This window comes from Citrobacter sp. Cpo142 (assembly GCF_030332425.1).
Lineage (GTDB): Bacteria > Pseudomonadota > Gammaproteobacteria > Enterobacterales > Enterobacteriaceae > Citrobacter > Citrobacter portucalensis.
Genome location: NZ_JAOWHW010000112.1, coordinates 67,314 through 85,478, shown reverse-complemented (window position 1 = coordinate 85,478; position 18,165 = coordinate 67,314). Strand labels below are relative to the sequence as shown.

18 protein-coding genes, 3 tRNA genes and 1 pseudogene are annotated in these 18,165 nt (G+C 53.0%); 6 read left to right on the top strand and 16 right to left on the bottom strand.

Annotation, left to right across the window (positions count from 1 at the left end; all coding sequences use genetic code 11):
- Positions 1–162 precede the first annotated feature (162 nt).
- The 4 genes from OGY18_RS09540 to OGY18_RS09525 form a co-directional block, all read right to left on the bottom strand.
- Positions 163–630, bottom strand: a complete 468-nt coding sequence (locus tag OGY18_RS09540; protein WP_149385028.1) for a GNAT family N-acetyltransferase — start codon at positions 628–630, stop codon at positions 163–165.
- A gap of 130 nt (positions 631–760) precedes the next feature.
- On the bottom strand, positions 761–1,186 hold the full coding sequence (arsC, locus tag OGY18_RS09535; RefSeq protein WP_148362119.1) for a glutaredoxin-dependent arsenate reductase: 426 nt from the start codon (positions 1,184–1,186) through the stop codon (positions 761–763).
- A 12-nt stretch (positions 1,187–1,198) separates the two neighbouring features.
- Entirely contained in the window at positions 1,199–2,488 is a 1,290-nt protein-coding gene (locus tag OGY18_RS09530; RefSeq protein ID WP_148362118.1) for an arsenic transporter, read from the bottom strand.
- 44 nt (positions 2,489–2,532) lie between these two features.
- Positions 2,533–2,853 (bottom strand): transcriptional regulator, encoded by a 321-nt coding sequence (locus OGY18_RS09525; protein ID WP_047041444.1) that lies wholly within the window; start codon positions 2,851–2,853, stop codon positions 2,533–2,535.
- An 85-nt stretch (positions 2,854–2,938) separates the two neighbouring features.
- Between OGY18_RS09525 and arsH the strand changes: the two genes are divergently transcribed.
- Together arsH and OGY18_RS27330 are read left to right on the top strand one after the other, a co-directional pair.
- On the top strand, positions 2,939–3,637 hold the full coding sequence (gene arsH / locus OGY18_RS09520) for an arsenical resistance protein ArsH (protein WP_286552807.1): 699 nt from the start codon (positions 2,939–2,941) through the stop codon (positions 3,635–3,637).
- A gap of 262 nt (positions 3,638–3,899) precedes the next feature.
- Positions 3,900–3,983 carry a hypothetical protein gene (locus OGY18_RS27330; protein WP_348652543.1) on the top strand — a complete coding sequence of 28 codons (84 nt, stop codon included), beginning with the start codon at positions 3,900–3,902 and terminating at the stop codon, positions 3,981–3,983.
- Positions 3,984–4,073: 90 nt separating this feature from the next.
- Here the strand turns inward: OGY18_RS27330 and fecE are convergent, their stop codons facing one another.
- The 8 genes from fecE to OGY18_RS09480 form a co-directional block, all read right to left on the bottom strand.
- Positions 4,074–4,841 carry a Fe(3+) dicitrate ABC transporter ATP-binding protein FecE gene (gene fecE / locus OGY18_RS09515; protein ID WP_286552805.1) on the bottom strand — a complete coding sequence of 256 codons (768 nt, stop codon included), beginning with the start codon at positions 4,839–4,841 and terminating at the stop codon, positions 4,074–4,076.
- Positions 4,842–5,798: a Fe(3+) dicitrate ABC transporter permease subunit FecD gene (fecD, locus tag OGY18_RS09510; protein ID WP_286552803.1), complete on the bottom strand. Its 957-nt coding sequence runs from the start codon at positions 5,796–5,798 to the stop codon at positions 4,842–4,844.
- Entirely contained in the window at positions 5,795–6,793 is a 999-nt protein-coding gene (fecC, locus tag OGY18_RS09505) for an iron-dicitrate ABC transporter permease FecC (RefSeq protein ID WP_264957232.1), read from the bottom strand. The genes fecD and fecC overlap by 4 nt, the downstream gene beginning before the upstream one ends.
- Complete coding sequence (locus OGY18_RS09500) at positions 6,790–7,692, bottom strand: Fe(3+) dicitrate ABC transporter substrate-binding protein FecB (RefSeq protein WP_286552801.1); 903 nt, start codon at positions 7,690–7,692, stop codon at positions 6,790–6,792. Before OGY18_RS09500 ends, fecC begins: the two co-directional genes overlap by 4 nt.
- Positions 7,693–7,766: 74 nt before the next feature.
- Entirely contained in the window at positions 7,767–10,091 is a 2,325-nt protein-coding gene (fecA, locus tag OGY18_RS09495) for a TonB-dependent Fe(3+) dicitrate receptor FecA (RefSeq protein ID WP_286552799.1), read from the bottom strand.
- A gap of 86 nt (positions 10,092–10,177) precedes the next feature.
- The gene (gene fecR / locus OGY18_RS09490; RefSeq protein ID WP_128317709.1) at positions 10,178–11,131 is read right to left on the bottom strand and encodes a ferric citrate uptake sigma factor regulator FecR; all 954 of its coding nucleotides are present in this window, start codon (positions 11,129–11,131) and stop codon (positions 10,178–10,180) included.
- Positions 11,128–11,649 (bottom strand): ferric citrate uptake sigma factor FecI, encoded by a 522-nt coding sequence (fecI, locus tag OGY18_RS09485; protein ID WP_148362113.1) that lies wholly within the window; start codon positions 11,647–11,649, stop codon positions 11,128–11,130. Before fecI ends, fecR begins: the two co-directional genes overlap by 4 nt.
- A gap of 291 nt (positions 11,650–11,940) precedes the next feature.
- Positions 11,941–12,924, bottom strand: coding sequence for an alpha/beta hydrolase (locus OGY18_RS09480; protein WP_286552793.1), 984 nt, complete (start codon positions 12,922–12,924; stop codon positions 11,941–11,943).
- Positions 12,925–13,107: 183 nt separating this feature from the next.
- Here OGY18_RS09480 and OGY18_RS09475 point away from each other — a divergent pair.
- A pseudogene (locus tag OGY18_RS09475) lies at positions 13,108–13,194 on the top strand (type II toxin-antitoxin system PemK/MazF family toxin); the annotation flags it as partial.
- A gap of 75 nt (positions 13,195–13,269) precedes the next feature.
- On the opposite strand, the gene OGY18_RS09470 reads toward OGY18_RS09475, so the two are convergent.
- Positions 13,270–13,345 (bottom strand) — tRNA-Asn (locus OGY18_RS09470).
- Positions 13,346–13,671: 326 nt separating this feature from the next.
- Here OGY18_RS09470 and nac point away from each other — a divergent pair.
- Both nac and cbl read left to right on the top strand, forming a co-directional pair.
- The gene (nac, locus tag OGY18_RS09465; RefSeq protein WP_286552791.1) at positions 13,672–14,589 is read left to right on the top strand and encodes a nitrogen assimilation transcriptional regulator NAC; all 918 of its coding nucleotides are present in this window, start codon (positions 13,672–13,674) and stop codon (positions 14,587–14,589) included.
- A 101-nt stretch (positions 14,590–14,690) separates the two neighbouring features.
- Positions 14,691–15,641 carry an HTH-type transcriptional regulator Cbl gene (cbl, locus tag OGY18_RS09460; RefSeq protein WP_126956003.1) on the top strand — a complete coding sequence of 317 codons (951 nt, stop codon included), beginning with the start codon at positions 14,691–14,693 and terminating at the stop codon, positions 15,639–15,641.
- Positions 15,642–16,260: 619 nt separating this feature from the next.
- Here the strand turns inward: cbl and OGY18_RS09455 are convergent.
- The 3 genes from OGY18_RS09455 to OGY18_RS27325 all read right to left on the bottom strand — a co-directional run bounded on the left by OGY18_RS09455 (position 16,261) and on the right by OGY18_RS27325 (position 18,077).
- Positions 16,261–16,336: transfer RNA gene (locus OGY18_RS09455), tRNA-Asn, on the bottom strand.
- Positions 16,337–16,435: 99 nt separating this feature from the next.
- Positions 16,436–17,923, bottom strand: a complete 1,488-nt coding sequence (locus OGY18_RS09450; protein ID WP_003846749.1) for an EmmdR/YeeO family multidrug/toxin efflux MATE transporter — start codon at positions 17,921–17,923, stop codon at positions 16,436–16,438.
- A gap of 46 nt (positions 17,924–17,969) precedes the next feature.
- Positions 17,970–18,077 (bottom strand): DUF5951 family protein, encoded by a 108-nt coding sequence (locus tag OGY18_RS27325; protein ID WP_219987838.1) that lies wholly within the window; start codon positions 18,075–18,077, stop codon positions 17,970–17,972.
- 6 nt (positions 18,078–18,083) lie between these two features.
- On the opposite strand from OGY18_RS27325, the gene OGY18_RS09445 reads away from it, so the two are divergent.
- Positions 18,084–18,159 (top strand) — tRNA-Asn (locus tag OGY18_RS09445).
- The last annotated feature ends 6 nt before the right edge of the window (positions 18,160–18,165 follow it).

Here is an 18,165-nt window from a genome sequence, read left to right as displayed (position 1 = left end):
ATGAGATTACCGCGACAGACGAGAAGTGAAAACGATTATCTCCCTCATCTGATGGCAACATGAAAAATAAGATGAATGAGAAATCTGAACCTGGTGGAATCGTGGCCTGTCAGGAGTGTTCTGATTTCAGGCGGAGCATTAGGATCGCTGTATTTGGGGAAGTTATAAACCCACTTTCATAATGGTATACGGAGATTCGGTGAAACCACATCGCTCATAAGCACGAATCGCACGCCCGTTATCTCCGTGGACATATAAGCGAAGCTCCAGTGCCTTTTCTGATTTAGCTTCTTTTGTAAGATGTTTGATGAGCTCATCAGCTAATCCCATTCCACGATGCTCCGGGGCGATATAAAAGCTTTGGATCCACCAGTAGTCATTTCCATGAAAAGCACTCCATTCTTTTACGACAGAGGTATTGGCGATCACTGTTCCTGAAGAATCTTCCATGGCCCAATATTTTGAACGTGGGTTTTCACAAAACGCCGAGGAAACGCCACGCTCCACAGCAACAAGGTCAATCACTGAACCTTCAGATTCTTGTGCTTCCTGAGTGGTGAATTCGATGATTTTGTTGATATCGTCAGGGGTAGCTGGTCGAATAAAGTAGTTCGTAAGTCTGGCTCTCATTAGCGTTGCATCGACCCGTTGAACTCACAGCACGGAGCGGACATTGCTGACTGAGCTGAAGTTCCGCTGTGAGCGAAAAGCGGACGCCCGCATAGCGTTAACAGGCGTCCGATATTTTGAAGTGGGCAGATTACTTAACTCGTTTACCCGTTTCGTCAATGACCTTCTCACCATCCTCTTTGGTAAACACTCCTTTCTGACCTTCCGGTAGAATATCCAGCACCATTTCGGAGGGACGACAAAGACGTGTGCCGATCGGTGTCACTACAATCGGCCGATTAATCAGGATCGGATGCTGAAGCATAAAATCAATCAACTGCTCATCAGAAAACTTGTCTTCATCAAGACCCAACTGCTCATAAGGTTCGACGTTCTTACGCAGCAATGTACGTACTGAAATGCCCATATCTGAAATCAGTTTGCTAAGTTCATCACGAGTCGGGGGAGTATCGAGATAATAAATAATGGTTGGTTCGTTACCGCTGTTACGGATCATCTCCAGCGTGTTACGTGAGGTGCCACAGGCTGGATTGTGATAGATGGTAATGTTGCTCATATCTGTATCTCATTACAAAGTGATGGAGAGCCGCAACGCCAGCGCGGCCAGAGTGATAAACAGCACGGGCAGAGTCATGATAATGCCGGTGCGGAAGTAATATCCCCATGTAATCGTTATATTTTTCTGGGCAAGCACATGCAGCCAAAGCAGGGTTGCCAGACTGCCAATCGGGGTGATTTTCGGGCCTAAATCGCAGCCGATCACGTTGGCATAAATCATTGCCTCTTTGACGACGCCAGTCGCCGTACTCCCATCAATCGACAGCGCGCCAATCAGCACTGTCGGCATATTGTTCATCACCGACGACAGGAACGCGGTCAGAAAGCCGGTGCCAAACGTTGCTGCCCATAATCCCTTTTCTGCCAGCAGGTTTAGCACGCCAGACAGATACTCCGTTAACCCTGCATTGCGGAGGCCATAGACAACCAGGTACATGCCCAGCGAAAAAATAACGATCTGCCATGGCGCACCGCGCAGGACTTTTCCGGTGTTGATGGCATGACCTCTTTTCGCCACTATAAACAGTACTGCTGCGCCAGTAGCCGCTATCGCACTGACCGGGATCCCCATAGGCTCCAAAACAAAGAAACCGACAAGCAGCAATAACAGGACAATCCAGCCCACCCTGAACGTTGCCGGATCTTTTATCACACTGGCAGGAGTCTTCAGCAGCGAAACGTCATACGTCGCCGGAATGTCCCTGCGGAAGAAGAGATGCAGCATGACTAGCGTGGCCGCAATCGCTGCCACATCTACGGGGATCATAACGGAGGCATACTGCGTAAAGCCCAGACCGAAAAAGTCCGCCGAGACGATATTCACCAGGTTAGAAACAATGAGCGGCAGGCTGGCCGTATCTGCTATAAATCCTGCGGCCATCACAAAGGCCAGTGTTGTGCCCTTGCTGAATCCCATTGCAAGCAGCATCGCAATCACAATTGGTGTCAGAATCAGCGCGGCGCCGTCATTGGCGAACAAAGCAGCGACAGCGGCACCGAGCAACACTATCCAGGAAAACAGCAGGCGACCACGCCCGTTACCCCAGCGGGAGACGTGCAGTGCGGTCCACTCAAAGAAACCGGCCTCATCGAGTAGCAGACTGATGATGATGACCGCAATAAATGCCGCTGTCGCGTTCCAGACGATATTCCAGACAACGGGAATATCATTGATATGGATGACACCGGTTACCAGCGCCAGCACAGCCCCGATACTCGCACTCCAGCCAATGCTCAAGCCTCTGGGTTGCCAGATCACCAGTATCAGCGTCAGTAAAAATATACTCCCTGCCAAAAGCATCTCAGACTCCGTTATATATGATTATGTAAATGTGTTTTCATTTCTCAACAGGAGGTGCAGGCTGATTTATCCAGCCATTCACGCACATCCTCTCGCATACACTGCCAGGACGTTGTGATTGTCTCAGCTGCCCATGCCGGTATGTGGGGTGACAGACGATAATGGATCCATTTGCCTTCACGACGATCCAGAACCAACCCAGCCTCGCGAAGAATAGCCATATGTCGCGAGACTTTGGGCTGTGATTCGGAAATGGTTGCGCAGATATCACAGACGCACAGTTCTCCTGACTCCCGGAGAATCATGACGATGGCGAGCCGGGTTTCATCCGACAGGATTTTGAAAAGCTGAACAGGTTGTAGCATTTTTCACTCCGTTCCCTTTAGAATATACATATGGTAAATCATATGTGTTAAATTTGAAATCATCTGATCTCTCCGGAGTAGAAAAATGGAACAATTTCCAGCACTGAATAGTGAATGCTTTGATCAACACATCGCCGAGCGCCTGCACCTGCACGAGCCGCCGCGGATTCTGATCCTATATGGCTCAGTTAGAGAGCGCTCCTACAGCCGCTTTGCTGCGGAAGAAGCTGTTCGCCTGCTGGCAGCGATGGGCGCGGAGGTAAAACTATTTAATCCCTCAGGTTTACCCCTGCCGGATGATGCGCCAGATACACATCCTAAAGTCGCCGAGCTGCGCGGTCTGGTCAGATGGTGTGACGGGATGGTGTGGAGTTCTCCGGAACGGCACGGGGCTATGAGCGCAGTTATGAAGGCGCAGATTGACTGGATACCATTAAGTGAAGGCGCAGTTCGTCCTTCGCAGGGCAAAACACTTGCGGTAATGCAGGTTTGCGGAGGTTCACAGTCCTTCAATGCAGTGAACCAGATGCGTATTCTGGGCCGGTGGATGCGGATGTTTACGATCCCTAACCAGTCCTCTGTAGCCAAGGCATGGCAAGAGTTCGACGAAAACGGACGAATGAAACCTTCGTCATGGTATGACCGCATTGTCGATGTAGCCGAAGAGCTGTTTAAAATCACTCTGCTGCTTAAGGGGCAAACCGGCTATCTTGCGGATCGTTACAGCGAACGAAAAGAGAACCATCAGGAGCTTTCATCCCGTGTCAATCAGGACAAAATATAACGTTGTTCTTTGCATAAGCTTAACAACGTCGGCTATTGGCACACCGCGGACGTCGGTATGAAGCAACCCAGCGCCCGTTAATATTAAGCGGAAAGATGAATTAGCGTGTCTCCCCGTTTCGTCATCCTCTTCGCGTTTTACTTAATCCTGCCTTTGTTGCTGTGCATACAGCGACGTGTTATCACTCGGTAAACTGCATTTCACGGGTTGCTATGGTGCAGAGAGTAATCCCTGAACACCGTTGTCTGCGGTTTATGAACCGATGATTCATATGGTTTTGACTGGTTCTAAACGCATGATGGTTGATGACAGAACGCTGCAACATGATCCAGCCCAGAACCGTTGAAATGTTACCTGGGCGGACTGAAGTCATCGTAGCACGAGTGATATAACTGGCGACCTGTTGAAGCCATGGTACCATTACAGACTGTATCATCTACCTCACTACACACATCGGCCTGCCAGATACCGGTTCGGGGTGTATCTCCGTATCCACGCTGAATACGGTTCTCAGCAATACAGGGTTCATCACCTCTTCTGGTGTGCCTTGGGCCATAACATGTCCGTTCGCCATGACCACCAGATGGTCGCAGTACCGGCTGGCCTGATTAAGGTCGTGCAGCACGGCGACTACCGTTTTCCCCTGAGCCCGGAGTTCGCCCATCAGCCGCATCAGTTCTACCTGGTGATTGATATCGAGATAGGTGGTTGGCTCATCGAGAAGTACAACGGGCGTATCCTGCGCCAGCACCATCGCCAGAAATGCGCGCTGTCGCTGACCGCCTGAGAGATCGGTTAGCCGTCGGTCGGCAAGATGTAGGATCCGGGTCTGGCTCATAGCGTCATGGACCCGCGCATTGTCATCAACGCAGAGACGCCCCCAGAGTGACAACCACGGGTTGCGACCGTACGAAACAAGCTCCTGGACGGTGATCCCCTCGGGAGTTAAATGGTGCTGGGGCAGCAGCGCCAGCCTGCGTGCTAGCTGGCGTGATGAGAGCGTGTTGATGGCATTATCGCCGAGAAATACGCCACCGGACTGCGGCGTTAACAGTCGTGAAAAACAGTTTAACAGCGTTGATTTCCCGCAGCCGTTGGGGCCGAGCAGGGCGGTTGTCTTCCCTGCTGGTAGGGCGAGTGAAACACCATCAAGCACCTTGTTTGTACCGTAACAGACCGTCAGATTTTCAGTTCGTAATGTCATTTATCGCATTCTCACAAGCAGCCAGACAAACCATGGTGCACCGATAATGGCGGTCAGCACGCCAGCCGGAAGCTCCAGCGGGGGATGAATAATTCGTGCCAGCAGGTCGGCAATCACCAGTAGCAACGCACCTGTCATGGCCGAAATGGGCAGCAGCCAGCGGTGACGTCCACCGGTAATGCTGCGCACCATATGCGGCACCACGAGACCAATAAAGCTAATTGGGCCGCAGACTGCCACGCCGGTCGATGTCATGGCGACGGCCAGTAGCAAAGCCTGGAGCCGGATACGCGGCACCGACACACCGAGCGTGGTGGCGCGCGCATCGCCCAATGCCAGGAGGTCGAGATCGCGGCAAAAACGCAGACTCAGCGGCAGAAACAAAATCAGCAGCGGGGCGGCTATTTTCACAAAGCTCCAGTCACGCCCCCATAAGCTGCCGGTCAGCCACAGCAGGGCGCTGTTCACATCCTGCGGACGCGAAAGCATCAGATAATCCGTCAGACTGGCCCAGCAGGCAGAAAGCGCAACACCCGTGAGAGCGAGCTTCATCGGCTGGCTGGTGTTCGCCAGCAATCTCAGCAGGATCAGGCCCGTTATGCCTCCGGCAAAGGCCAGCAGCGGCAGAGCAATCACCGGTAGTGACGGTAAGAGAAACAGTGCGCCTACAGAGGCAAGGCTGGCGGCATGGTTTACGCCGAGAATATCCGGCGATGCCAGAGGGTTACGCACGATCCCTTGTACCAGCACGCCTGCCACCGCGAGGGCTGCACCGACAAGCAACGCTAGCAGTAGCCGCGGCAGGCGGTAGGCCGTTAACACGTAATGATATTCGCGCCCGGTCTGCCAGTCGGTCAGCAGGGCACGCCAGGGAACGGCGATCACCCCCATTTGTAACGACAGAACCGAAAATCCTGCCAGCGTGAGGGCGATGAGAATGACTATCGCAATTTTCATCCACGCCTCCTGACCAGCCAGACAAAACAGGGCGCACCAATCAGCGCCACTACTGCCCCCGCGGGCAATTCGCCGGGGAAGGCCAGCGCTCGGGCCAGAACATCAGCCAGCAGCAGCAGCGTGGCGCCCATCAGCATGCTCATCGGCAGGACTTTGCGCTGATCGAATCCCACCCAGAAGCGAGCCAAATGCGGCATCAGGAGACCGATAAACGCCACCGGGCCTGCCACGCTGACGCAGGTACCGACCAGAAGCAGCACCAGAATATTGATGATCAAACGGAGCTTCGGCAGATTCACCCCCAGCGTGCGGGCGGTGCTGTCACTGACGTTAAGCAGGTTCAGTTGATTAGCCAGCAGCAATACCACCGGTACAGCAACCGCCACCATTGGGAAAAGCTGCCAGAACTCCTGCCAACGAGCGTGGGATACGCCTCCCGCAAGCCAGTAAAAAATGCCGTAGGCGTGATCTTCCGTCAGCAGCAGGGTGATGCGGGTAAGGGCCATACAGAAAGCCGAGAACGCGATGCCCGCGAGGATCAGTTTGTTTCTGTCCTGGGTGTGACGAAATCCACCACCTGCGGTCATCACCATCAGCCAGCTTACGCCGCCACCGCAGGCGGCGATAAAGGCGATGGAGTAACCCGTAACGGGCGCAGGGCTGATAGCGCTGGTAAGCGCCATCGCCAGCGCTGCGCCACTGTTAATACCGAGTAGTGAAGGGGAGGCCATTGCATTATGCGTCAGGGTCTGCAGCAGCGTTCCCGCCAGAGCCAGGCTTGCGCCGATCAAAATGGCGACCAGGCTTCTCGGCAAACGAAGGTTTTGCACCAGCGCTTGTGGAAGCGTCGGCGTATGGCCTGGCAGCAGGGCGTGAATGGCATCAACGCCAGAAACAGGAATGGCCGAGTAGCAAAACAGACTCAGCCAGAAGATAGCGATAAGCGCGACAAGGGGAATCCCCCACTGTAGCGCTGGATGTTTGAAAACTGTCATTTCACATCGGATAAAGGCTGGTGGTGAAAGATTTTTACCGTGTCGCTGGCAATGCGTTCGGCTGCGAAAATGCCGCGCATCCGCGCCCAGGCGTTACTGTCGACCGACGCCGTCTGCTGCTTCTGCGCCGCAGTTAACATCTGCCACAGCGGGTCTTGTTGCCAGCGTTTCACGATGCTCTCTTCACGATAGTGCGCGACCAGCAGCCATGCCGGATTGAGCGCCAGCAGCTGTTCCAGACCGATGGAAGGCATAGACGAACCCGCCATAGCCGCAGGCACCGTCAGCCCCAGAGAGGTCAGGACGCCCCCGGTCCAGGTCTCCTGCGTGTGCAGGTTGAACTGCTGCTCTCGGGACGTACCAAACACCACCATCGTGTCTTTTGGCAGTTGGCTGGCCCACTCTGACATCTGTTGTTGGTGTTGCGCCAGGCGTGACTGCATCTGTGCCTTTTTACCCACGATTTCACCAATGATGGCCGCAGACTGAAGATTTTCAGCGTAGGTTTCATTGCGGGACTTGAGCAGCAGCACCGGTGCGATTTGCTGTAAGGCGCTGTGAATACCCGCATGGCGGCTGCTGTCGGCAATGATCAGATCCGGTTTCAGCGCGCTGATGGCTTCTAAACTCGGCTGCGCACGCGTGCCGACGGACTGCCAGGGTTTAAGATGGGCACGAACTTCTGGAAGAATGCGCATGGCATCGTTATCGTCGGCAATGCCGACCGGACTGACATCGACAGCAGCCAGTGCGTCCGCGAACGACAGTTCCAGCACCACTATCCGTTGTGGCGTTTTATCAAGCGTAAAGGTGCCATGTTCGTCATGAACCGTGGCGGCAAAAGCATGGCCGGTGAGCAGCAGCAGAGTGGCGAATAGGGTGCGTAATGGTGTGAACATGTAAATTGCCTGCGTCGGGTGGCGTTTCGTTTGGCCGACCTACAAAAACAGCATGCAGGCCGGCTAAACGGGGTTTAGAACTTCAACGAACCCTGCATATACAGCGTGCGCGGCTGGCCTGCGTAGATGCCTTTGTTGTTGTCGTCGTAAGAGCGGGTGAAATACTCTTGGTCGAAGATATTTTTCACGCCGAACGCCAGGTTCAGGTCTGCCATCTGCGGACCAAAGTCATAGGCTACGCGTGCGCCCCAGAGCATAAAGCCAGGGATGCGACCGGTACTGCCGTCAGCGCTCTCTTTAACAGTGTTGGCGTTATCCGCAAACTGGCTGGACTGGAAATCGCTGTTCAGGTTGAAGGTCCAGCTACCCGGCTTATAGTCCACGCCCAACGTGCCTTTGTGTTTTGGCGAGAACGGCACCTGATTGCCGTAGGTATCGCCTTTCTCGCGGATCTCAGCGTTCACATACGCATAGCTTGCGTAGACCGAAACGTTGTCGAGCGTTGGCGTCAAAGTGCCGAGATCATAGCGAGCCTGGGTTTCCAGCCCGGTATGGCGTGTTTTACCGCGTGCCGTAACGGTGTCGTTGGTTTGGTTGGAGTCGTACTGATTATTAAAGTTAATCAGGAACAGCCCCATTTCCGCCGTCAGCGCGCCATCGTCGTATCGGGTTCCGAGCTCCCAGGTTCGCGCTTTTTCCGGTTCCACATTGCCGCTTTGCACAGCCTTGCCAATTTGGCTGTACTGTACGGTGCCGAATGAGCCTTCAGTGTTTGCATAGAGATTCCAGCTATCAGTCAGGTGGTAAAGCACGTTTAGCGCCGGAAGTGGGGCGTTGTAGCTTACTTCCTCATGTGAGCCTTTGATGGCGTTGTTCTGGTATGACTCGATATGTTCAAAGCGCATACCCGGTGTGATAGTCCAGTTGCCAATGTCGATTTTGTCATCCAGATACCAGGCGTGCGCTTCGGTACCCGAACGAGTGTCGCGATCGTAAGGGCTGGCGCTGGACGGCAGTTGTCCACTGCTGGTGGCCGTGTAGTAACGCATTTCATGCGTCGACTCGCTCACATAGCGGTATCCCACGCCCACTTCATGCGCAGAAGGACCCACCATAAAGCTCTGACTGTAGCGTGGTTCAATGCCGCGTACCCAGTAGTTACGCGGTGAAAGGGTGAGGCGTTTTCCCTGTTCCAGGTAGCCGCTGCGCAGAGTTTCAGTGTAGAAGCCCTGAATATTGAATTTATGCTGGCTGTCCGGCTGGAACTGGTAGCCGAGGCTCGCCAGCTTGCGGCGCCCCCAGAAGCGATCGTAAGGGCGCGTGGATTGCCAGCGGTCGGCGTCGTAATCCGCGCGAGACAGGCCGCCGGGCATGTCAGCTTCACCGTCGTAGTATTGCAAAAGACTGTTGAAGGTATGCACTTCGTTTGGCGCATATTTGCTTTTCAGCATCAGGTCGTCGATGCGGGTCGCGCTGTGTTCGCGCCAGTCGCTTCCACGTGTGCCGGAGTAAAGCAGGGCGGTACCAAAACCGTTATCCGCCGTGCCGCCCACCATCAGGTTGTGCGTTTCTTTTGGGTTATTTTGTGAAGATGTTGGGCTGAGCTGGCCTTCCACGCCGGCTTCCATGCCGAAGTCTTGCGGAATAGCGCGGGTAACAAAGTTCACCACACCGCCCACGCTCTGTGGCCCGTAACGCACCGCGCCACCGCCGCGAACCACATCGATGGCGTCCATATTTCCGAGTGAGACAGGCGCCAGTGAAAGCTGCGGCTGGCCGTAAGGGGCAAACGGCACGGGAATACCGTCCATCAGTACCGTTGAACGACTGGCCAGGCGCGGGTTCAGGCCGCGAATACCAAAGTTCATCGCCAGATCGTGGCTACCGGTGCCGTTGTTTTCTGGGGCGGTAACGCCAGGAATGCGGTTCAGTACCTCGCGCATGGATGTTGCGCCGGTTTTGGCGAAATCCTCACGGCGGATAACGTCACGTGCGCCGGCATGCTCGAATACGTCGTTTTCGCGCGCATCCCCCAGCCAGTCGCCCACCACGGTCAGGGCATCTTCTTGCGGTGTTGGTGCGGGCTCCAGCGTCCAGCTGTTATTACCCAGCGGTTTCACCTGCAGGCCACTACCGTTCAGCAGGTGTTGCAGGCCGGTTTCGACGTCGTAGTCACCGTGAAGACCGTTACTCTGTTTGCCGCGCGTCAGGCTGGCGTCAACCGACAGGGTAATTCCGCTGAGCGCGGCATACTGATTAAGGGCTTTGTCGAGCGAACCCGGTGCGATATCAACCTGCGCTGCGAAGGCGGATAACGACAGCCCGGCCAGCGGCAGCAGGCTCAGGCGAACGACGTTAACCAAAGGTGTTGTTTTGCGAAAAACGCGTAAAGGCGTCATACCTTCTCCATCATCATTTTTGTTGTGTTCATCTATGAGTCGAATGAGAAGGGGAAAAAGGACAATCGAAATGAGAATTATTTTTCTTACAATGCAGAAATATTTACCCAGTATCGCGTAACTGACTGAATTTTCACTGGAAGAGTCTTGGCAATAACATCCAGGATTGCATCGGTATTTTTCAGCGGGAAAGTGCCACTCAGGCGTAACCCGGCCACAGCCGGATCGCAGCGCAGCACGCCGTTGCGATAACGGCTCAGCGTGGCAATCACTTCACCCAAAGGTTTATCGCTGAAGCTCAGAATACCCTGCGTCCAGGTGGCGCTTTCATCATCCGCTGAGGCTATTGCACCAAATTCAGACGCGCTAAACTGCAGGCTCTCGCCAGCGCTGACGATGCGTTTTTCCTGCGGACGATTTGCCAGTAAGACTTCAACAGCGTGTTGTTGAACGACAACGCGTGTGACGTTGTCCTGCTGGTAGACGGTAAATTCTGTGCCTAATGCGGTGAGCTGGCCCTGGCGGGTCACAACGCGGAAAGGTCTCTGCTGCGCGTCTTTTGCAGTAGTAATAGCAATTTCGCCGTACCAGAGATGGACAGCGCGTTGACGCGTATCAAAACGAACGTCCGCGGCGCTTTGTGTGTTGAGCGTCAGCAGCGAGCCATCTTCCAGCCGCTGATGGCTGACCGCGCCTTTGGCGGTGCGGTAATCCGCGCGCAGACCTTCACCGGCTTCAGATTGCCAGAGCTGCCAGCCGCCGCCTACGCCAAGTAGCAGCAGTAGCCCTTTCATGACATGACGACGGGTAAGGCGCGTATCGTGCAGCGCCCGGCTGGCGACATCGCCCGGTACGCGGCTGAGCTGGCTGCGCAGGTTTTCAACCTGTTGCCAGGCCCACTGATGATCTTTGTCCTCTTCGTACCATTGTTGCCAGCGCGCTTCTTGCTGTGGGCTGACACGCTCGCCGCTCAATACAGCATACCAGTGCGATGCCGAGCGCAATGCCTGGCGGCGAGAATCAGTGATAGAAGCGTTCACAGGCCGTGCTCCAGACGAAACAGCAGACAATGTTCGATAGCCTTTGCCATATACTTTTTCACCGAGCTGACGGAGATACCGAGCTTTAGCGCGATCTCGCTGTATGTCAGACCATCCAGTTGCGAAAGCAGAAACGCTTCTCGTGCTTTTCCGTTCAGCCCGTCAAGCATGCTGTCGATGAGTTGCAGGGTTTCGAGCTGGCTCTCGCGTTCCTCGGGGGAAGGCGCGAGCGCCTCCGGCATAAGCGCCAACATCTCCAGATAGGCTTTTTCCAGCGCGTTTCGGCGAAACAGGTCGACCATCACCCGTTTGGCGAGAGTGCACAGAAAGGAGCGCGGATCGCGGATCGTCGAGAGCGAGTCGCTGCCCATTACCCGTAGAAAAGTGTCCTGGGCAATGTCATCTGCATCAAAGGCGGACTGGAGTTTGCGCGTCAGCCAGCTTTTCAGCCAGCCGTGATGTGCGCCATAAAGCGACTCGAGCGTAAAGGAGGCAGTGGTAGTGGCGTGGTCAGACATGCGAAGTGTATCAAAAGTTAATAATCACACGATTATAGTAATATGAGAATGGTTATCATTACAATTGGAAATATAATTGTATTACGTTGAACTTCTTAATGCTTTGTTATTTATAAAAATGTTATGAGGTGGATATCGGATGGGGAAGGGGGAGTCTGCTTTTGGCATGTGACGGTTGGAATGACATCTGACCATGTCTGCTGTGAGCATGGAGCAGACGAATGCTTTAAAGCATGCTGAACTCTTTAAAAGTAAACCGTTTTTGGGAGGACACCGAGAGCAGAGCAGCTGTTACTTTTCGGGAAAAGGTGAGTTGCGGATCAGGAAATGCTCAATCGAGTCGATTAAACCGGGAGCTAAGGGGAGCGCGGGTTCAGCGTATGTCGCGATATTCGCTTTGCGATCGTCCGAAGTCACCTCTTTCATAACATGGTTCATATTGGGCAGTATAACCAGGGACGCTTGAGGATTCGCGGCCTTAAGCAGTCTTGCATCCGTTTCTTCCACCTGGAGATCGCGTTGCCCTTGTAGCACTAACACGGGTTTGGAAATACTCGAAATGAGATGACCCGGATTATATGAAAATGCATTGATCAAAAACCCCTGAACAGCAGGATTAAAGATACTTTGCAGTGCTGGGTGAATATTCGTAATATCGACTCGCCGCCGATGCTCCAGAGCATCAATTATCGGCAGTGCCTGCTTTAATAGAATTTCATTTTCCGGATTAGCGTTAAGTTGCCCCCTCAACACCTCGCCCATCGGCCTCCCGGGCGTTGCGATAAGAATCACACCGCACACATTCTCTTCTTGAGCCGAGGCAAGTGCGACTACGCCCCCTTCACTGTGCCCTAAAACCCAAATACAGGGGGTGTGCATGTGACGTCTAAGCACGTCTACCCAGGATCGAACGTCGTCAACATAGTCAGCAATCGTCACCGCATTGGCATCCTCTACGGCCATTGCGCTAGCGAACATTCCACGTTTGTCGATACGAAGCGTCGCAAAGCCTTTGGCAGCAAGGCCTTCAGCAAGAAGTCGGTAAGGCGATGCATTCACACCAAGCGGGTTGTTTCCATCCCGATCGGTTGGCCCGGAGCCAGGAATGATAAGAACAACGGCTGTTGGTTTTGAATTCGGGGTGAGTAACGTGCCTTTCAAAGGGCCTTTTGGCCCTGCGGCATCCAGGACAGTTTCGGAAAAGGTCACCGGTACTGCCGCCAGACTCACAAATGGGCAAGCGCCCAAAAGGGCAATTGAGGCGGCAATATTCATTGGAGATGTTCCTGTAAAATTCAGCGTACCCGTCAATTTATATTATAAATATGGCCTGCTCTCCATGGATTAATATATCAGCGGCGATAGAAAAGCCCTCTGCTGGCACAGAGCGGAGGTACTGGGTGAGTTTAAAGTCTGCAGTGAGCGAAGAGCGGACATCTCAACTCATTGGTGTTCCTGTCTATTGATATGAAAGCCCGGAACGGCAAGCGTCTGGAACAAATACCTGCGGCTATTATGAATGAAGTGTTGGCCAGACTAAGTTGAGGCTTTGATATGCGCAATGAGCAATGGCATAAAAGCAAAAAGCCTGCTTAGTTTCCTGAGCAGGCTTCTTAAATATGGCTCCTCTGACTGGACTCGAACCAGTGACATACGGATTAACAGTCCGCCGTTCTACCGACTGAACTACAGAGGAATCGTTTGAACGAGGCGCATATTAGCGAGGGTGGTGAGGCTTGTCAAAGGGGTAAATACATTTGTGTGTTCGTTTGCTGACAAAATCAGCAAAGCGGCGATCTTTCCGTCTTTTTATGCTTTTGCCCCATTCTGGTGCGTGTCTACCTCTTCCAGGGCAGACTGAATGAGATACTTAGGTGTGCAGAATGATCTTTCTCCGCTTTTACTCCTGACTTTACGCGGCTTTAACCGTAAAACACCGTTTTAGACGAAAGTGGCAAGCATCTTGCAGTCCTGAATTTAATGACTGCCAGCACGGGTTCTGGTATTCCGACAGGAGGCAAAATGAACTTCAGACGACTGAAATATTTCGTGAAAATCGTCGATATTGGTAGCCTGACCCAGGCAGCGGAAGTGTTGCACATTGCGCAACCCGCGCTGAGCCAGCAGGTCGCTACGCTGGAAGGTGAGCTCGATCAGCAATTGCTGATTCGTACCAAGCGTGGCGTCACGCCGACGGAAGCAGGAAAAGTGCTATATACCCACGCCCGGACGATTTTACGTCAGTGCGAACAGGCGCAACTTGCGGTTAATAACGTGGGCCAGACCTTGAGTGGACAGGTCTCTATCGGCCTTGCGCCGGGGACAGTCGCGTCATCCATTACCATGCCGTTATTACAGACGCTACGTGCCGAACTGCCTGATGTGCTGGTCTATTTGCATGAAGACAGTGGGGCAGTGCTGAATGACAAGCTGCTCAGCGGGCAATTAGATATGGCAGTGCTCTATGAGCGTTCACCTGTGGCGGGCATCAGCAGTCAACCGTTGCTTAAAGAGGATCTCTACCTGGTCGGCACGCGTGAGTGTCCTGGCCAAAGCGTCGATTTAGCCGCAGTGGCGCAGATGAATTTGTTCCTGCCACGGGATTACAGCGCGGTTCGCCTGCGCGTGGATGAAGCTTTTTCGCTACGTCGCTTAACGGCTAAAGTGATTGGCGAAATTGAGTCTATCTCCACCCTAACGGCCGCCATTGCCAGTGGTATGGGTGTCACAGTGTTGCCTGAGTCGGCCGCCCGTTCATTATGCAATGCGGCTAACGGCTGGATGGCACGCATCACAACACCATCGATGAATCTGCCATTATCGTTGAACGTATCAGCCAGAGGGAGCTTATCGCCCCAGGCGCAGGCCGTGAAGGAGATCCTGTTGTCGCTGGTCAGCCGTCCGGCGCTGGAAAATCGCGAGCTGCAGCTGGTCAGCTAAACCTTATTCCCACAAGGAATAAGATGCAGGTTTTTATTATTTGTTATGCCGGGCATCAGACTTTAACAATAGCGTAATGTCTGATGTGCCCGGAGCGAAACGTGAATTTCCAGCAACTTAAAATAATCCGCGAGGCGGCCCGTCAGGATTACAACCTGACAGAGGTCGCGAATATACTGTACACCTCGCAGTCGGGTGTCAGCCGACACATTCGTGAACTTGAAGATGAACTTGGCATCGAGATTTTTATCCGTCGCGGTAAACGCCTGTTGGGCATGACCGAACCGGGTAAAGCCTTGCTGATTATTGCCGAGCGTATTCTGAATGAGGCCAGTAATGTTCGTCGACTGGCGGATCTGTTTACCAATGACACGTCCGGCGTTCTGACGATTGCCACCACGCATACCCAGGCACGCTATAGCTTGCCTGCGGTGATAAAAGCCTTTCGTGAGCTGTTCCCTGAGGTGCGTCTGGAACTTATTCAGGGTACGCCACAGGAGATTGATGTCCTGCTACAAAATGGCGGGGCAGATATCGGAATTGCCAGTGAGCGGCTGAGCAGCGATCCATTGTTGGTGGCTTTTCCCTGGTTTCGTTGGCACCACAGCCTGCTTGTTCCTCACGACCATCCATTAGTGAAAGCTTCTCCACTCACGCTGGAGTCTATCGCTCACTGGCCGTTAATTACCTATCGTCAGGGGATTACAGGGCGTTCCCGCATCGATGAAGCATTTGCTCGCAAAGGGCTGATACCGGATATTGTTCTCAGCGCCCAGGACTCGGATGTGATTAAAACTTACGTGTCGCTGGGGTTGGGGATTGGGCTGGTGGCAGAGCAATCCAGCGGCGAGCAGGAAGAGGGGACCTTAACCCGTCTTGATACCCGGCATTTGTTTGATGCAAATACCGTTTGGCTAGGGCTTAAACGCGGACAGTTGCAGCGCAACTACGTCTGGCGATTCATCGAGCTATGCAATGCAGGGTTATCCGTCGATGAAATTAAGCGCCAGGCGATGGAGCCAGATGAGGCGGTGATTGATTATCAGATTTAACTACAAAAGCCCGTGAGTAAACGGGCTTCCCTGACGTCGCTGAATGGCGGGTAGAAAGCTGCGTTACCTCAAAGTCTCCAGCCTCAGATCCTGCGTCGGTACCCGCGACAATATCGAACAAGACACCGCTCGTCCCGAATCCGCATAAATAAACTGAAATCCATTCTTCACCGAAAGAACATCTCGATTGGTAAACATATAGAATTTATTACTCTGACTACGCCGGGCATCGGAAACATAAAAACTATTGTTTTCCCACAGCTCGCTAACGTGTTGGAACAGATGAAATGTCACCTCCGCCCAGCCTCTGTCCGGGCAACGTAGCGTGACTTTCTCACCGGCTATTGTACTAAGTGGAATTACTAATAAAGCGGTTAGCGCTGCTTTCAGCAGTATCGGCATGGGCAAGTATGGGGCTCATTTTGATGTCGTTGCACGATAAGATACTTAACCATGACGTTAACGAATTGGATCATAGAGACATTTTGCATAAGCAGACGGACATTCTCCCGTCGTCAGTATGGAAAAGCCTGGATGTGGAGTGAAGTGCTTTACCCGGCAAATGGGATCGCAGAAAAGCAAAAAGCCTGCTTAGTTTCCTGAGCAGGCTTCTTAAATATGGCTCCTCTGACTGGACTCGAACCAGTGACATACGGATTAACAGTCCGCCGTTCTACCGACTGAACTACAGAGGAATCGTTTGAACGAGGCGAATATTAGCGATGCCGCTCAGCGTTGTCAAAGCCTGAATGGATAAATGCGATCGTTTGCTGAAATATTCCCCATTTCGCCGCTTATTCAGACGCAACCGGTTGTTTTATGCACTTTTCGCGTTCGGGGCGCGGGTATTTCCACAACCAGCGGCCGGTAACCATACGCCAGTAAAATAACGCGGCGCGTACGGCCCAGTCGAAGAACATACCTAACCAAACGCCGACAACGCCCCATCCTAATACGATACCCAGGGTGTAACCCGCGACTACACGGCAGCCCCACATGCCCAGCATCGATACCCACATAGCAAAACGTGCATCTCGCGCACCTTTAAAGCCTGCTGGTAACACCCAGGATGCAGCCCATATCGGCATAAATGCTGCGTTGAGCCAAATCAGGATGACTATGACCTCTTTTACATCCTGATCGTGGGTATAAAATGAGGCCATCACTCCGGCGAAAGGAGCGGTTAGCCAGGCAATTGCCGTCAGGCCGATCGTCGACAGCCAGAATACATGCCGCAGCTGGATTTCAGCCTGGGCAATCTGACCATTTCCCAGACGCCTGCCGGTAATGATTGTCGACGCGGAACCTAAAGCATTCCCCGGTAAGTTGATAAGCGCGGCGATAGAAAATGCAATAAAATTCCCGGCGATAACGCTGGTTCCCATGCCTGAAACAAACATCTGCGTCAAAAGTTTACCGCCATTGAACAGCACTGACTCGATACTTGCCGGAATGCCGATCCCCATCACCTCCCAGATAATGGCGAGATTGAGTGGCTTAAAATAGCTTTTGAAGGGAATTCGCAGCGCGGGGTTAAAACCAATCATCAGTACCCAGATGATGGCAATCGCCCCGATGTAGCGCGAAATGGTCAGTCCCAGGCCTGCTCCCACAAATCCCAGACCTTGCCAGGAAAAGATCCCGTAAATCAGGATGCTACTGATGATGATATTCAGGATGTTCATGCCGCCGTTAATCAACAACGGTATTTTTGTATTTCCGGCTCCACGTAGTGCGCCACTACCGATCAGCGCAATGGCTGCCGCCGGGTAGCTGAGCACCGTCAGCTCCAGATAGGTGAGTGCCAAAGCTTTAACGTCTGGCGTTGCTTCACCTGCCACAACGTCAATAATCTGTTGACCAAAATAGTGAATGACAGCTGCCAGAACGGTAGCAAAAATTGTCATGATCACCAGTGATTGTCTGGCCGCGGCTCTGGCCCGTCGACGATCTCGTTTTCCGAGGCTAAATGCTACAACCACGGTGGTGCCCAGATCGATGGCGGCGAAAAATGCCATGATGACCATATTAAAGCTGTCGGCGAGTCCGACACCGGCCATCGCTTCTTTTCCCAACCAGCTGACCAGGAAGGTACTGAGAACACCCATCAATAGCACACAGGTGTTTTCCAGAAAAATGGGGACAGCCAGCGGAGTGATTTCGCGCCAAAAGAGAACCTTATAACTCTTGCGTTTGGCATACCAGGGCGTGCGGGAAGCGACCTGGCGTAAGGCAGCGGAGACGTTCAAAGTGGACCTTAACGAAGAAAGTTGAAACCTCATTTCAAATGATGAGGGAGAATCAAAAAAGCTGCAAAGTTTTTTCTATTTAAAATGTCTGTAAATGCAACAAACTGTCGAGAGAAGCATCAATTGATTCGCATTCGAGGAAATGGGGTTTGACAAAATTTTTTTCGCCGCTAAGATAAGCCTCCACAACGATTCCTCTGTAGTTCAGTCGGTAGAACGGCGGACTGTTAATCCGTATGTCACTGGTTCGAGTCCAGTCAGAGGAGCCATATTTA

Coding starts and splice junctions, on each gene's coding strand:
- fecA (WP_286552799.1), bottom strand. CDS start 10,091: ATGACGCCTTTACGCGTTTTTCGCAAAACAACACCTTTGGTTAACGTC.
- OGY18_RS27330 (WP_348652543.1), top strand. CDS start 3,900: ATGATTCATATGGTTTTGACTGGTTCTAAACGCATGATGGTTGATGAC.
- arsH (WP_286552807.1), top strand. CDS start 2,939: ATGGAACAATTTCCAGCACTGAATAGTGAATGCTTTGATCAACACATC.
- OGY18_RS09540 (WP_149385028.1), bottom strand. CDS start 630: ATGAGAGCCAGACTTACGAACTACTTTATTCGACCAGCTACCCCTGAC.
- fecC (WP_264957232.1), bottom strand. CDS start 6,793: ATGACAGTTTTCAAACATCCAGCGCTACAGTGGGGGATTCCCCTTGTC.
- OGY18_RS09480 (WP_286552793.1), bottom strand. CDS start 12,924: ATGAATATTGCCGCCTCAATTGCCCTTTTGGGCGCTTGCCCATTTGTG.
- OGY18_RS09525 (WP_047041444.1), bottom strand. CDS start 2,853: ATGCTACAACCTGTTCAGCTTTTCAAAATCCTGTCGGATGAAACCCGG.
- OGY18_RS09450 (WP_003846749.1), bottom strand. CDS start 17,923: ATGAGGTTTCAACTTTCTTCGTTAAGGTCCACTTTGAACGTCTCCGCT.
- arsC (WP_148362119.1), bottom strand. CDS start 1,186: ATGAGCAACATTACCATCTATCACAATCCAGCCTGTGGCACCTCACGT.
- fecD (WP_286552803.1), bottom strand. CDS start 5,798: ATGAAAATTGCGATAGTCATTCTCATCGCCCTCACGCTGGCAGGATTT.
- OGY18_RS09530 (WP_148362118.1), bottom strand. CDS start 2,488: ATGCTTTTGGCAGGGAGTATATTTTTACTGACGCTGATACTGGTGATC.
- OGY18_RS09500 (WP_286552801.1), bottom strand. CDS start 7,692: ATGTTCACACCATTACGCACCCTATTCGCCACTCTGCTGCTGCTCACC.
- fecE (WP_286552805.1), bottom strand. CDS start 4,841: ATGACATTACGAACTGAAAATCTGACGGTCTGTTACGGTACAAACAAG.
- nac (WP_286552791.1), top strand. CDS start 13,672: ATGAACTTCAGACGACTGAAATATTTCGTGAAAATCGTCGATATTGGT.
- fecI (WP_148362113.1), bottom strand. CDS start 11,649: ATGTCTGACCACGCCACTACCACTGCCTCCTTTACGCTCGAGTCGCTT.